The sequence below is a fragment of the Inconstantimicrobium porci genome, assembly GCF_009696465.1.
GTDB lineage: Bacteria > Bacillota > Clostridia > Clostridiales > Clostridiaceae > Inconstantimicrobium > Inconstantimicrobium porci.
The window spans coordinates 1-14,104 of sequence record NZ_VULX01000027.1 but is presented as its reverse complement, the minus strand read 5'-3'; the positions used below and the strand labels follow the sequence as shown (position 1 = coordinate 14,104).

At 29.8% G+C, this 14,104-nt stretch carries 14 protein-coding genes and 1 pseudogene; 13 read left to right on the top strand and 2 right to left on the bottom strand.

What is annotated here, in order from left to right; all coding sequences use genetic code 11:
- The 5 genes from FYJ33_RS13215 to FYJ33_RS13195 all read left to right on the top strand — a co-directional run bounded on the left by FYJ33_RS13215 (position 1) and on the right by FYJ33_RS13195 (position 3,996).
- Positions 1-1,029: a methionine ABC transporter ATP-binding protein gene (locus FYJ33_RS13215; protein WP_277643213.1), complete on the top strand. Its 1,029-nt coding sequence runs from the start codon at positions 1-3 to the stop codon at positions 1,027-1,029.
- Between the two features lies 1 nt (position 1,030).
- The gene (locus tag FYJ33_RS13210; protein WP_154532186.1) at positions 1,031-1,693 is read left to right on the top strand and encodes a methionine ABC transporter permease; all 663 of its coding nucleotides are present in this window, start codon (positions 1,031-1,033) and stop codon (positions 1,691-1,693) included.
- A gap of 304 nt (positions 1,694-1,997) precedes the next feature.
- Positions 1,998-3,125, top strand: a complete 1,128-nt coding sequence (locus FYJ33_RS13205; RefSeq protein WP_154532185.1) for a DUF2974 domain-containing protein — start codon at positions 1,998-2,000, stop codon at positions 3,123-3,125.
- Positions 3,126-3,178: 53 nt separating this feature from the next.
- The gene (locus FYJ33_RS13200; RefSeq protein WP_154532184.1) at positions 3,179-3,811 is read left to right on the top strand and encodes a damage-control phosphatase ARMT1 family protein; all 633 of its coding nucleotides are present in this window, start codon (positions 3,179-3,181) and stop codon (positions 3,809-3,811) included.
- Complete coding sequence (locus FYJ33_RS13195; protein ID WP_154532183.1) at positions 3,808-3,996, top strand: hypothetical protein; 189 nt, start codon at positions 3,808-3,810, stop codon at positions 3,994-3,996. The genes FYJ33_RS13200 and FYJ33_RS13195 overlap by 4 nt, the downstream gene beginning before the upstream one ends.
- Here the strand turns inward: FYJ33_RS13195 and FYJ33_RS13190 are convergent.
- On the bottom strand, positions 3,981-4,409 hold the full coding sequence (locus FYJ33_RS13190; RefSeq protein WP_154532182.1) for a hypothetical protein: 429 nt from the start codon (positions 4,407-4,409) through the stop codon (positions 3,981-3,983). The two genes, FYJ33_RS13195 and FYJ33_RS13190, sit on opposite strands and share 16 nt — an antisense overlap.
- Positions 4,402-4,836: a nucleotidyltransferase family protein gene (locus tag FYJ33_RS13185; protein WP_154532181.1), complete on the bottom strand. Its 435-nt coding sequence runs from the start codon at positions 4,834-4,836 to the stop codon at positions 4,402-4,404. The genes FYJ33_RS13190 and FYJ33_RS13185 overlap by 8 nt, the downstream gene beginning before the upstream one ends.
- Positions 4,837-5,271: 435 nt before the next feature.
- Here FYJ33_RS13185 and FYJ33_RS13180 point away from each other — a divergent pair, with 435 nt between their 5' ends.
- The 8 genes and pseudogenes from FYJ33_RS13180 to FYJ33_RS13145 all read left to right on the top strand — a co-directional run bounded on the left by FYJ33_RS13180 (position 5,272) and on the right by FYJ33_RS13145 (position 13,852).
- Positions 5,272-6,729: an ABC transporter transmembrane domain-containing protein gene (locus FYJ33_RS13180; protein ID WP_154532180.1), complete on the top strand. Its 1,458-nt coding sequence runs from the start codon at positions 5,272-5,274 to the stop codon at positions 6,727-6,729.
- 410 nt (positions 6,730-7,139) lie between these two features.
- Positions 7,140-8,619: pseudogene (locus FYJ33_RS13175) on the top strand (MutS-related protein).
- Positions 8,620-8,788: 169 nt separating this feature from the next.
- Positions 8,789-9,985 (top strand): MFS transporter, encoded by a 1,197-nt coding sequence (locus tag FYJ33_RS13170; RefSeq protein WP_154532179.1) that lies wholly within the window; start codon positions 8,789-8,791, stop codon positions 9,983-9,985.
- A 58-nt stretch (positions 9,986-10,043) separates the two neighbouring features.
- Entirely contained in the window at positions 10,044-11,000 is a 957-nt protein-coding gene (locus FYJ33_RS13165; RefSeq protein WP_154532178.1) for an aldo/keto reductase, read from the top strand.
- 62 nt (positions 11,001-11,062) lie between these two features.
- The gene (locus FYJ33_RS13160; RefSeq protein WP_154532177.1) at positions 11,063-11,416 is read left to right on the top strand and encodes a hypothetical protein; all 354 of its coding nucleotides are present in this window, start codon (positions 11,063-11,065) and stop codon (positions 11,414-11,416) included.
- A 148-nt stretch (positions 11,417-11,564) separates the two neighbouring features.
- On the top strand, positions 11,565-12,509 hold the full coding sequence (locus tag FYJ33_RS13155) for a 2-hydroxyacid dehydrogenase (RefSeq protein WP_154532176.1): 945 nt from the start codon (positions 11,565-11,567) through the stop codon (positions 12,507-12,509).
- Between the two features lie 134 nt (positions 12,510-12,643).
- The gene (locus FYJ33_RS13150) at positions 12,644-13,282 is read left to right on the top strand and encodes a hypothetical protein (RefSeq protein ID WP_154532175.1); all 639 of its coding nucleotides are present in this window, start codon (positions 12,644-12,646) and stop codon (positions 13,280-13,282) included.
- A 21-nt stretch (positions 13,283-13,303) separates the two neighbouring features.
- Positions 13,304-13,852 carry a hemerythrin domain-containing protein gene (locus tag FYJ33_RS13145; protein ID WP_154532174.1) on the top strand — a complete coding sequence of 183 codons (549 nt, stop codon included), beginning with the start codon at positions 13,304-13,306 and terminating at the stop codon, positions 13,850-13,852.
- Positions 13,853-14,104: the final 252 nt, after the last annotated feature.

Sequence of the window (14,104 nt, the reverse complement as noted above, 5' to 3'; positions counted from 1 at the left end):
GTGATTGAAATAAATAATGTAAGTGTTTTATTTAAAAATAAAAAAAGTAATGTTGCGGCTGTTGATAATGTGTCTTTAAAAATTAATGATGGTGAGATCTTTGGAATTGTTGGCCATAGTGGTGCTGGTAAAAGTACTTTAGTAAGGGTGATTAATCTGCTTCAAAAACCCACAGAAGGTGAAGTCTTAATTGATGGAGTAGATATTACCAAGTTAAATCGCAAAGAATTAAGGCAAAAACGTCTTGAGATAGGCATGATTTTTCAGCATTTCAATTTAATTAAGGGAAAGACTATTGCACAGAATATTGAATTTGTATTAAAGGCTGATAATTATCCAAAAGATAAGAGAGAAGCACGTATTACGGAACTATTAAGTCTTGTTAATTTACTTGATAAAAAGGATTCATATCCAGAGAACTTAAGTGGAGGACAAAAACAGAGAGCAGGTATAGCAAGAGCTATTGCAAACAATCCAAAGATTCTTTTATGTGATGAGGCAACATCAGCTTTAGATCTTGAGAATACTGAAGAAGTTGTAAACCTGTTAAGAGACATAAATGAAAAGACTAAGATTACTATAGTTTTCATCACTCATGAAATGGATGTGGCAAAGAGACTTTTTGATAGGGCTGCTGTTATGGATAATGGAAAAATTATAGAAGTTAATAATGTTTATGATCTTTTTGCTTCTCCACAACATGAAGTTACAAGAGCTCTTGTCAATAGGAATTCAAGTATTGAACTTCCTAGAGAAATATTAAAAAAATTAGATAAGGGAGAAATCCTTAAGGTCACATATAAAGGTGATAACAGCTTTAGTGCAGTTATTTCAAAGGCTATAAAGAAATTCAATGTTGATATTAATATAATTCATGGAAGAATTGATTATATTAGCAATAAGCCAATAGGGAATTTAATTATAAATATAACTGGATTAAAAGATGAAATAAATAGGGCTAAAAAGTTTATTCAAAGTAATGCAGTTGAAACTGAAAGAATTATTAATGAGTATATGGAGGTAATATAGTATGGAGAATACAGCACAAATTTTACAGGCTGAACTTGGTAGTGAGGTTTTTGCCACATTTAAAATGATTGCAATTTCCCTTATTATTTCTCTTATAGTAGGTGGAGCATTAGGGCTTATTTTATATATAACTTCAAATCAACTATTTTTCAAAAATAAACTCGTAAATTCTATTGCAGGGTTTATTGTGAATATTATACGTTCACTGCCTTTTGTAATATTGCTTGTTCTTTTAATACCATTTACTAAATTAATTACTGGCACACAGATTGGACCTATTGCAGCATCAGTTCCTATTTCTATTGCTTCCATTGCATTTTTTGCAAGACTTAGTGAGGGAGCGTTTAATGAAATAGATAAAGGTGTTATAGAAGCAGCTATTTCTTCAGGGGCAGGCTTTTTTCTTATATTTAAAGATGTACTATTAGTAGAGGCTCGTCCTAGTCTAATTCGTGCAGTTACTGTGAATCTAATAAGTCTTATTGGATGTTCTGCAATGGCAGGTATAGTAGGTGGAGGCGGTATTGGTGATTTAGCCGTTAGATATGGATACTATAGATATGAAACAGGCGTAATGATAGTTACAGTAGTTATATTAATTGTTCTTGTGCAATTTATACAGATTACAGGTGATCTAATTGTAAAAAGGATTTCTAAAGCTTAGTATTGACATATATGAAAGGGAGAAGGAATTATGGCTTTAAATAAATGATTTTCAAATGAATGGCTGTAAAAATAAGGTTTACAGCTATTTTTGTTTTTATGAGCATAATTTTTATTTTTTAAATTTAAATATTTTTTTCACAGTATAATGAAAAAATATATAGATTATATTGATGCAGAAATTTAATTCTATAACTACTGCTAATGCTTGTTCGTTAAACATATTTTTGTAAACTAGAGTAAAGAATAGAATGGAAGCAGTTAATGTATTATAATTATATAGTAAGAATAAAGGAGGCTATTAGATGGCAAATATTATGGATTATATTGACTGGAGGGGTGATCTTCCTTTTAGGTACTCACCTTTCAATGTTGTTGATAATTTAATTTTGTCACAGATTTCTTATGTTAATCTTCATAATATTGTACCAAAGATAAATAGCTGTTTTGATATATCGCTAAGTGATGCCTGTACCAGGTATTTTTATATACATGATATGAAAAAGGTCATGAAAGATTTATCAATATGTAAACCATGTATGTTGCTAAAAAAGGTGGCACAAAGTAGAAGATACAAGAATATAAGACTTTCCAACTATATAGATATAGTAGACGAAGATCATGAAGAGCAGTTTTCTGCAGTTTTAATGAAGCTTTCTGATGGAACATATTATGTATCCTTTAGAGGAACTGACGATACACTTATAGGATGGAAAGAAGATTTTAATATGAGCTATATGGATTGTATACCTGCACAGGTAGAAGCAGCTAATTACATTAATTTAGTATGTGAAGATCTTAATAGAAAGATAAGGGTAGGTGGACATTCAAAGGGAGGCAATCTTGCTATATATTCAGCAATTCACTGTGATGATTCTATAAGAGATAAAATCATAGCTGTTTATAATAATGATGGTCCTGGATTTACAAGGGATGTAATTGAAAGTAGCCAGTACAAGAGTATAGAAGATAAAATATTTACAATAGTTCCCGAACAGTCTGTCTTTGGTATGCTATTTGATAGGCGTGAGCAATATAAAGTTGTTAAAAGTAGTGAAAGCGGCATTATGCAGCATGATGCAATGACATGGCAGGTGTTTGGTGCAGATTTTGAGTATATAGACGACGTTGCAAAATTAACAAAAGTAGTTGATGATTCAATTAAAAGCTGGATTGAGTCTTTAAATAATGAAGAGAAAGCAAAGTTTGTTGAGGCTTTATACAAAGTAATAAAAGGTACTGGTATAAGAAAGGTATCTAAGCTTACTTCCTCAAAAATTAAAAGTGCAGGTATCATTTTAAAGTCCTATAATTCTCTTGATGATGAGACTAAAGAAATGGTAATTAATGTGCTGAATTCATTGAGAATTCAATATCAAAGGAATTTTTTTAGTTCGTTCTTTAGAAAAAAGCAGGCACGATTTAATTTATGATAGTGAATAATCAATATAGATATAACAAATAAAATAGTACTATTTTATAAGGAATGAGAAACATACATAAAGAATGTGAAATTTGTGATTTGAAGCAGATTGATAAAATCAGCAGTCTGCTTCAGCTTGATACTAAAGAAGAGGGGATACTTAAGCATAAGTTTGATTTAAATACTCTTATGGACAAGCTACACAAAATAAAGAGTGATAATCTTGCAGTTGATGACAGCAGAAAGCTATTTGATGATATATCAGAAGCTCATACACTTCTTTATTTAGGAGATAATTGTGGAGAAATTGTTCTAGACAAGATATTCATAGAAGAGCTTAAAGCACATTATAACAACTTAAAAGTGTACTATGGAGTTAGGGGACAAGCTATTGTTAATGATGTGACTATAGATGATGCATCTGATGTCAATATGAGTGAATCAGCAGAAGTTATTTCAAATGGTGATATTTCTCTTGGAACAGTAATTGAGAAGACAAGCAGTGAATTCCAAAAAGTTTTTAATGATGCTGATGTTGTCATCTGTAAGGGACAGGGCAATTATGAAGGACTTATTAACTGCAGTAGAGACAATGTGTATTTTCTTTTCATGGCTAAATGTAATATTGTAGCTGATCCATTAGGCATAGATACAATGAGTATAGTTGCGCTTAAGAAAAGTAGGGGTAACGTATGATTAATATAATTAAGATTAATGATGAAGTGTATATTGATGATATTATAGCGTTACGTAAAGAATTTATGATGGAATGTATTAATGATCTTCATAATGACCAATGTAAGAATAAATCTTGTGATGACTCAAAATTAGCATACAGCCATGAAAGTGGAAGCTTTCATGGCTGTTATTTTGCTAAGTAACTTTTAACAATTTCATTTATATGATTTATTTCTGATTTGTTACTCTCAATAAAAGTAATTATTGTCTCAATTGAAGGCTGCTTATACCTATGTCCAATTTTATTCCTAATTAGTCTTGCTGAATGTAAAAAGTTATAAGCTACTTCGTCAATATAATTTTTTGAATAAAGTGTTTTTAGTGCAGTATCTATGGACATGCCTATTTTATATTCGTTATATTCCTTTAGTAATATTGATATAAAATCTTCGTAGATTATAAATAAGCTAAGAAATTTATATTTAAGGCTATTGGAAAACTCAGCCTTTAGCTCTTCATCATTTTTATACTTCTTTACTAGAATTAACGATTTATTTAAATCTGTAGTCTCAGTATTAAGGTCATATAATAACTTTTTTAATCTATCTTTATTCAATTCCAAGCACCTCCCTATCAAGTATTCGCCAGAATTCTTCATTTTCTTTACATAAATTATCATAAAACTCTCTTGTTATATTTAAGAGATTATCAGAAAGAATTACAATTTCACTGTTTAGAGCATCTATCTTTATAACATTATTCACCTTATTGTCATTAATATCAATTAAATCAACATCTCTTTCAAGCATTTCTTCTAGGGAGAGATTAATTTTTAATTCAGTATTTATATCTAGTGGTTTTTCAGAGATAACTGCAATATCAATATCAGATTCATCATTAAAAGAAGTATTTCTAATGCTTCCGAAGATTATTACATTATTGATATTATTAGATAAAAATATATTTTTAAATTTATCTGAATTTATAATAGATAGTATTTCTTCTTTCGATTTTAGATTATCGTGAATATTACTAAACATCATTAGCTCCTTTATATTACTTATTATAAATAATTATAGACTAAAGTAATTAAAAATAATAGGTGTAAATATAGAGGATGTTATTATAATAAATTGTCCCATAAAAGCATGTGATAATTGATGGTAATACAACAAAAGGGTATAATGTTAATTGAATACTAAATTATTTGATAGAAAGGAGTTGATGTTGATATGTTATCAATGTATTTATTATTAATCTGTATTATTTGCGGATTTATATATAGAGATAAAATGACAGAGATATCATATGGATTTTTGTATAAAGTACGAGCTATAAAAGCAGAGTGTTTCTATAAAAAGCAGTATTTAGTGAGGGGGAAATTAGGACGGTGCATTTTATAGAAAAATAAAGTCTTAAATCTTGAGATGTATCCCTTATGAAGTATATCTTTGTCATAAATAAGGGGATATAGGATAATGAAAAAATATTTTTTAGAAATAAAATGGCTTTTAATTTTACAGATGATTTTTGATGTTCTTTTTGCAGCAACAAATGCGGCAGTTCCGGCGCTACAAAAACTGCTACTAGATATATTTACTGTTAAGGAAGGTGAGCGTCATTTATCATTACTAATGATAATTTTATTATATATTGCTTGTATTATTTTTGGAGCAGTATTTAGTTATTTAGATATGTATTTTTCCTGGAAAAGCTCACTGAAGTTTGAGATGTTATTAAAAAGGGATTTCTTCAGGTCTGTATTTCGTTATAATTATGAAGAATTTTCTTCAAGAGATGTAGGAGAATATATTTCAATTCAAGGAAATGATATTACGGAATTAGAACAGGATTATATAACACCAATTATTGATATGTTTAAATCCTTTTGCCAGATTGTAGTATACAGTGTTTTCATATTTAAATTTGTTGACTATAGAATATCAATTGTAATAGTTGTAGGGACGATTATATCTGTATTTATACCAAAGCTTCTATCTAAATCTCTTGCCTCAAGAAGAAGCAGGTATCTAGATCAAATAGGTATTTATGTATCAAGAATAAAGGATTTTCTTGAAGGGTTTAAAATAATTAATAGAAGAACAAGAGATAAAATAAATCATGAGCATGAAAAGGTACTTATTGAAACAAGGAAATTACGATTTAAGTATGGTAAGTTTAAAACATTAGCTATAACAGTAGAGTCATTAAGTATAAATGCAGTAGGAATGTCTGCTTTTATTATGTCAGCTATACTTCTTATGAATCATGAGATTACAGTAGGGGTATGTGTTGCGGCGTTTGGCTATGTAAACAACTTTATTTCACCAGTAGATGGTTTTATTTATGGGTTTAATTTAATTGGATCATTAACTGGAGTTAAGAATAAAGTACTGTCATTTATTAATAACGGTGAGCAAGAAAAACTTAATGTTAAGAAAGATTTTAAGAAAGATATTGTATTTGAAAATGTCAGCTTTAAGTACAACAATTTTGATGTGAAAAATCTTAACTTAAAATTTGAAAAAGGAAAGAAATATGCTGTCATAGGCCATAATGGCTGTGGTAAGTCAACACTTATTAATCTATTAATGAAGTATCTTACAATAGAATCAGGGACTATAAAAATTGATGGCGAAGATGTAAGAAACATTGATACTGCAGATATAATGTATTGTGTCAATCAGAATGATCACATCTTTTCAGATAATTTTATAAATAATGCAACAGTTTATTTAAGCTATTTAAAGAAGAATGCGGAGAGAATAGCAAGTCAGCTTAATGTTAAGGCTATTAATGCTATCAAATCAACAAGTGACTGTCAGAAGCTGAGTGGTGGTGAAGAGCAGATTCTATTTTATGAAAATAATAGCTTTGACTATAATTGCTACAGGTATTTACTTAATTGTATGAGAATATTTGATAATAATTGTTGATTTTTTGATATTAAGATGTTAAAATGTACTTAATTTAAATAAAGTGAGGTAGATTTTGTGAGTGTTTAGTATCTTATAATTATAATATTTAATTAGAATAAAGAGTAATAAGCCTTATGATTTAGGCTTAGTTATTGTGCGTTTTTTTTCATTGTTCGCATACTGACATTATTCATTAGTTTAGTTGATTAAATTATTAAGATACAAATCCACATATTTACTCATTTTATTAAAGGGTATAGTTACTGCTCATATTTATATGGGCGCTTTCGCTGTGGATCTATTTCTGCAGCTTTTTTTATTTTTTAAATTTATATGTTTAATTTATAGAACTTAACAAACATGTATATTCATTTGTAAAATTATTTTTATGTGAATTTGTATTGAAATCATATATGGAGGATTTTGAAATGAATAATAATACTATGGAAAAGCTTGATTACTATAAATTAAAGGAAATTGTTAAGAGATACTGTGTAAGTACTCTTGGAAAAAATCTAATAGACAAACTAATACCGTCTTCAAATCTGAAGAATGTAAAGAGAATGATGAATGAAACTTCAGAAGGAAGAAATCTTATTGACGCATCTTATCATGTTCCACTTGAGGGAATATCTAATATAAATCCGCTAATAGACAAAATGGAAAAGGGATCATCGCTTGAAGCTGGTGATCTTACTGCTGTATCTGATTTTTTAAGAGGGTGCAGGAAGCTTAAATCTTTTATTAAAAATAAAGAGGGGTATGCACCTACGCTAAGCTCTTATGGAGAAAGTATCTCTGAATTTTCAGACATTGAAGAAGAAATAAACAGATGCATCAGGGGATGTATGGTCGATTCTAATGCATCTAGAGAACTTAGCAGAATCAGACGTAATATAGACAACAATGAAAATAAAATAAAGGAAAAGCTTGATAAATTCTTAAAAAGCAGTGGCAACAAGCAGTATATTGGAGAATTCTTTATCAGCAAAAGAAATGGAAAGTTTACAGTACCGATAAAAAGTTCTTATAAAAATATGGTCAGTAGGACTGCTTACTCTAGCAGTGATGTCAGGTTTTCACATTGGTGCTAAAAATGGTACTGAAATTGCTGTTTTTGATGACATATTTGTTGATATTGGAGATGATCAGAGTGTATCTAACGCACTTAGTACTTTTTCATCGCATGTGAAGAATCTTTCTGATATTCTAGAGATGAGCAGCAGAAATTCACTTCTGCTCTTTGATGAAATAGGAAGTGGTACTGAACCAAATGAAGGTGCAGCACTTGCAATTGCAATCCTTGAAGAGTTTTATCATAAGGGATGTATAACAGTTGCTACAACTCATTATGGAGAAATTAAGAATTTTTCAGCTTCACATCCTGACTTTGAAAATGCAGCAATGGAATTTATGAAGGATACGCTTGATCCTTTATACAAGCTCCATATAGGTATGACTGGAGACAGCAATGCTCTCTATATTTCTAAGAAGATGGGCATAGCTGATAACATTTTAAAGAGGGCACAGCATTATATAAACACTAAGGACTATAATTATGAGAGAGTTAAGGAAAGCAAGATAGCAAAGAAAAAAGCTATTGATAATAAAACAGAAGAAGTAAGCTTTAAAAAAGGTGATAGGGTTATGCTGCTTGATAAAAATGACTTTGGACTTGTTTATGAGGAAATCGATAGTAGCAATAATATTACTGTATTTTATAAGAAGCAATATATTAAGGTTAATTATAGAAGGCTAAAGCTATATGGTAAAGCTTCAGATCTTTATCCAGAAGGCTATGATTTAGATCAGCTGTTTATTGAATTTAAAGATAGAAAACTTAAGCGTGATATTGAAAGAGGCTCAAAGAAAGCACTTAAGAAAATATATAAGGAAAGCAGAATATAATAAAAAATCCACGAGAATTAATGTCTCGTGGATTTTTTATATCAATATTTATTTCTTTCCCTACTTATATTATAGCATACAAGAAAAATTATTATCAGTCTTATATTTCTAGTATTTTCCTGATATCATAGGACCTACACGATGAAATAATTATTATGGGGGTGGTTAAATGATTAATTTACTGCAAAAGTATAAGGGGCTGAGAATGTTGTTTTTAGGAGGTGTAATATCAAGCGTTGGAGATTATCTATACGATATTGCACTGACACTGCTTGTTTATGACATAACAGGCACAATTGATTCTATTGCAGTAATGTGGATAAGTAAAGGTGCACTTAGGATATTTATACAGTACTTTGCGGGTATTCTTACAGATAAGTACAATAGAAGGAACATTATTGCAATAACTAATTTTCTTAGTGTGCCATGTGCATTGATATTTCTTATGATTTCGAAAGAAACAGTCTGGGTTGCCTACATTGGCACATTTCTTTTACAGTCTTTAAACGATATTGATATGTGTAGTGAAGTGGCTATTCTGCCAGAGCTTGTTGATAAAAATGACATAGCAAAAGCAAATACACTTTTCTTTACAGCTGAGAATATCATGATGTTTATTTCTTTAGCATTATCAGGTTTTCTCTATAAGTACATTGGTGCAGACATTTTATTTATAATAAATGCTGTAAGCTTTTTCTTATCTGGAATCTTTTTTATGTTCATTGAATATAACCATAATTCAGTTAATTGTGAGAAACAAAAACTTGTACTTTTTGATAAAGGAGCCATTCACGAGATTTTAAGAAATCATTCTTGTCTTATAATTATCTTAATAAGTCTTTTATTTTCTGCATTAAGTAGACTTTATGATGTTTATAATATTGATATTGCAGATAAGATACTTCATATTGGTTCAGAAGGCATGATTTATTTTAGATATGCAATGGCTGTAGGCAGTATTCTTGTTCCAATTGCCATCAAACTGTATAAGGGAAAAGATATTGTAAAACAGTATCTGTTGATTTCCTTTATTATTGCTGTGTTATTTATCTTTATTCCATTTTCAAAATATGTAGCATTAACTTTAATTATTATCGGAGTAATGGCGCTGATGCTTGCAATACAAGGCGTGTATGTTCAAACTATTATTCAGCAGCAGGTTGATAATCATTATCTTGGCAGAGTTTTTGCATCATACAAAATACTTCTTACATTGGCATCTCTTATTACTGTAGCAGTGATTCCTATTATTAATAAGTGTTTTTCAGTCAATACAGTATTTGCATCTGTAGGAGTTTTTATTGCAGCAGTTTGTTTTCTGATATACTGTATAGATAAGTATAAATCATCAGTAGTAGTTGAATGAGTTTAGATTTGTAGTATATAATATTGCCAGTAGTAAACAGATATATTACGGAGGTAACATGAACAATTTACAATTAAAAGATGATTTAAAAGTTTCAAAATTAATACTAGGTACTGTGAATTTTGGAACAGGACTTTCTAAAGAACATTCTTTTGAGATGATGGATTATTATTTTGCCAAAGGCGGAAATACTTTTGATACAGCAAGAGCATATTGCGGCTGGATAAAAGGCGGAGAATTTAAGAGTGAGGAAACTCTTGGACAGTGGGTTAAAGAAAGAAATGTCAGGGATAAAGTAATTATCATAACTAAAGGCGGTCATCCAAGTTTTGAAGATCCGTTATTTAAGCCAAGGTTATCAGAAGAAGAGATACGTTATGACATGGAAGTAAGTCTTAAGACTCTACAGATGGATTATGTTGATCTTTACCTTTTACACAGGGATGATGAATCAAGACCCGTAAGTGAAATCGTTGATACTCTTGATAGGCTTGTAAAAGAAGGCAAGACAAGATATGTAGGAGTATCAAACTGGACAGTCAGCAGAATTATAGAAGCAAATAAGTATGCAAAAGAAAAAAATAAGGTTGAAATCTGTTCATCTGAAATACAGTGGAGTCTTGCAGAATGTTTCCCAAGAACTTTTAATGATGAAACGTTAATATGTATGAACAAAGAGATATATGATGAATACATGAAGCTTGATATGCCCATACTTGCATATTCTTCACAAGCTGGCGGAGTATTTTCGTGTGGCTATAACAGAAGACTTGAAGATATTGCACCAAAGCATATGAAATATTTAAGCGTTGAAAATGTTATAAGATATGGAAAGCTGCTTGATTTGTGTGAGAAGAAAAATTATGAGCCATCTTCAGCAGCACTTCAGTATATTACAGATAATAAGCTGAAGGCAGCAGCCATAATTGGTGCTTCTAAGATGGAGCAGCTTATGGAATCAATGAAAGCAGCAGAAAGCCTTCTTACAGAGGATGAAATAGCACAGCTGGTTTAGTGTGTTTTCAGGAATAATTAATCTATTTAAAGCATTATTATGATAAAAATGAGGAAATATATATGAAGATAGTTAGTTTTATTATATTTATTTTATTTATAGGAATACTGATTAAGCAGGTCCATAATTTAAAAGAGCTTATTATACCAACTCGTAAGAGTGCTTATGAGATAGTAGAAATGATTATTGGTGTAGCAATTTTCAGTGGTATAACATATGCTTATAAATCACAATGGTATCATTATCTGTTCTTTGTAGTTGTTGTTGCCGCATTTATTGCTATGTGTTTTAATCATGGAATAAGTAGTAGAGGATTCTTATCACAGTATTTTTATTTTAAAAAGAAAGATACAGATAAGATAATTGATATACTTAAAGAACATGGCAAAGAACTGGACTTTGGTGAACTGTATTAAATTTTTGTTATCAAGAGCTGGAGAGATTTTCTCCAGCTTTTTTTGTAATTATTTTATGTTATGGTCAAAGCTGGAGTTAATTGTTTAATTATATGATATAATGAAAAAAACAGTAAATTAAATTTTGTGATAATGAAAGGATGATTTTATGAAACTAGTTATAATTGAGCCTCTTGGAGTAGATAAAGAGAAACTTTTAAAGATGGCTGATGATATTTTAGGACAAGACGTTGAAGTTGTGTATTATAACACTAGAGTTACTGATACAGATGAGCTTATTAAAAGAGGTAGTGATGCAGATATTATAGCTGTTTCTAATCTTCCACTTAATACTGAAGTTATTGAAGGATGTAAGAATTTAAAAATGATTTCTGTGGCATTCACTGGTGTTGACCACATTGCTATGGAAACATGCAGAAAGAATAATGTAATGGTCTGCAACTGTGCAGGATATTCTACAGCAGCTGTGTCAGATCTTGTTTTCGGTATGATAATTAATATCTACAGAAATTTAATTAAGTGCAATGAAGTAGTTAGAAATAAGGGCACAAAAGATGGTTTAATTGGATTTGAACTTGAAGGTAAGAAGTTTGGTGTTATTGGAACTGGTGATATAGGACTTAGAGTGGCTAAGATTGCTGATGCTTTTGGATGTGATGTTTATGCTTATAGCAGAACTAAAAAGGATATTCCAGGAATCAAGTATGTTGATCTTGAAACCTTGCTTAAGACTTGTGATATAGTGTCTGTACATGTTCCTTTAAATAAAAAAACAAAGAATATGATTAATAAAGATAATATTGCTTTGATGAAGAAAAATGCAATACTAATTAATACAGCAAGAGGTCCAGTAGTAGACAGCGCAGCTCTAGCACATGCATTAAACAATGGTAATATTGCAGGTGCAGGTATAGATGTATTTGAAAATGAGCCACCTGTAAAGATGGAGCATCCATTATTAAATGCTAAGAACGTTATTGCGACTCCTCATATAGGATTTGCTACAAAGGAAGCACTTGAAAAGAGAGCTGTTATAGTATTTAATAATGTTAGAAAATACTTAGATAAAGAACCACAGAACATTATAAAATAAAACATAAGAATAAAATTAATAATCTGTTGCCTGTGCAACGGATTATTTTTTGTGTTTATTGTTATAATAACTACAGCAATTAAAGAATAATAAAGATATATATTATATAATTTAACAACAAAGGAGATAATAAAATGAGCTTATTTTTAGGAAAAATTCACTACTGGTTATATAACAAGATAAAGTGGTTTGAAGGAATTGAAGATGAACTTTTACTTTTAGCAGAAAAAGAAAATATAGATGTTCAATTATTAAAAAATAACTTAGATGCTAAATATGGAGAAAGATTAGAAGATAAACCACTTGAAGATCTTATTGATACTTCTAATATTCATGGATGGCTTCAGGGAAGAATTAATATTGCTGAAGGAAGAGTTGCAATGATTACTCATGAAATCATAGAAAAGAGCGAAGAATGTCTTACAAAGATTTATGAAGTATATAAGTCTCAGGGAATAAAGGCTGCAAAGGAAGTTAAAGCTGAAAAAGGAACTATTAATGATGCAGGTGAAATATATAATTCAATAAATGATTATATATTAGATGGTATGCCTTGTGACAGAGTTAATGAAGTTATCTCATCAGATAATGATTCTATTAGTTGGAAGAGAACAATTGATGTACATGAGCAACTGTTCCACAGTGAAAGAGTTGATGTAAAATCATTCTATAATATGAGAGATGAATGGATTAAAGCTTTTGTTACTGAACTTAATAATGAATTCCAGTATGTTAAAGATAGTGAAACAGTAATGGTAATAAGAAGAGTTTAATTTATATAGGGGTTGATAATAATGAATGCTATCGAGTTAATGGTAAATGAACATGAAAATATAAGTAGAATGCTTGTTGTGTTAAGAAAAGCATGTTATAGAGTATTAAAGGGTGAAGAAGTCAATTTTGATGACTTTAATGATATGGTTGACTTTATAAGAACATATGCAGATGGACATCATCATAATAAAGAAGAAATATTCTTATTTAACAGAATGGCTGAAAATCTTGGAGCAGCAGGAGAAAAGGTGATTAAGCATGGAATGCTTGTAGAACATGACCTTGGAAGAATGTATGTAGGAAATTTAAGTGAAGCTCTTAAAAAGTTAAAAGAAGGCGATGAAGAAGCTAAGCTTGATATTATAGCTAATGCTATCTCATACACTGATTTATTAACTAGACATATTGAAAAAGAAAATAGTGTTGTTTATAAGTTTGCAGAAAGATCACTTGAAAAGTCTTTATTGGATACTATTAATGATGAGTGTAAAGCATATGAGAAAAAACATGGTAATACAAGAGTTAAGAAACTTGAAGCATTAGAAAAACTTGAAAAAAAATATCTATAATAAAGTATTGTGTTGGACAGGTAAGCCTGTCCAATTTTTTACAGTATTAGAAAGTTGCACTGAGTACTTCTTTAGCGATTATTTTTAAGGTTAGAGTATAATTTTTGTAGGCAGGAAAATTGATAAAAAATAAAGGAGATGTAAAAACATCTCCCCAATACATAAATTATCCATTATAATTTAATTGTCGATATTAAATGAATGGAGCTGAGTTTATGTATGATTTAAGTTTAAATGAAAAAGGAATAAGTT

Coding starts and splice junctions, on each gene's coding strand:
- FYJ33_RS13210 (WP_154532186.1), top strand. CDS start 1,031: ATGGAGAATACAGCACAAATTTTACAGGCTGAACTTGGTAGTGAGGTT.
- FYJ33_RS13205 (WP_154532185.1), top strand. CDS start 1,998: ATGGCAAATATTATGGATTATATTGACTGGAGGGGTGATCTTCCTTTT.
- FYJ33_RS13200 (WP_154532184.1), top strand. CDS start 3,179: ATGAGAAACATACATAAAGAATGTGAAATTTGTGATTTGAAGCAGATT.
- FYJ33_RS13195 (WP_154532183.1), top strand. CDS start 3,808: ATGATTAATATAATTAAGATTAATGATGAAGTGTATATTGATGATATT.
- FYJ33_RS13185 (WP_154532181.1), bottom strand. CDS start 4,836: ATGATGTTTAGTAATATTCACGATAATCTAAAATCGAAAGAAGAAATA.
- FYJ33_RS13180 (WP_154532180.1), top strand. CDS start 5,272: ATGAAAAAATATTTTTTAGAAATAAAATGGCTTTTAATTTTACAGATG.
- FYJ33_RS13170 (WP_154532179.1), top strand. CDS start 8,789: ATGATTAATTTACTGCAAAAGTATAAGGGGCTGAGAATGTTGTTTTTA.
- FYJ33_RS13165 (WP_154532178.1), top strand. CDS start 10,044: ATGAACAATTTACAATTAAAAGATGATTTAAAAGTTTCAAAATTAATA.
- FYJ33_RS13160 (WP_154532177.1), top strand. CDS start 11,063: ATGAAGATAGTTAGTTTTATTATATTTATTTTATTTATAGGAATACTG.
- FYJ33_RS13155 (WP_154532176.1), top strand. CDS start 11,565: ATGAAACTAGTTATAATTGAGCCTCTTGGAGTAGATAAAGAGAAACTT.
- FYJ33_RS13150 (WP_154532175.1), top strand. CDS start 12,644: ATGAGCTTATTTTTAGGAAAAATTCACTACTGGTTATATAACAAGATA.
- FYJ33_RS13145 (WP_154532174.1), top strand. CDS start 13,304: ATGAATGCTATCGAGTTAATGGTAAATGAACATGAAAATATAAGTAGA.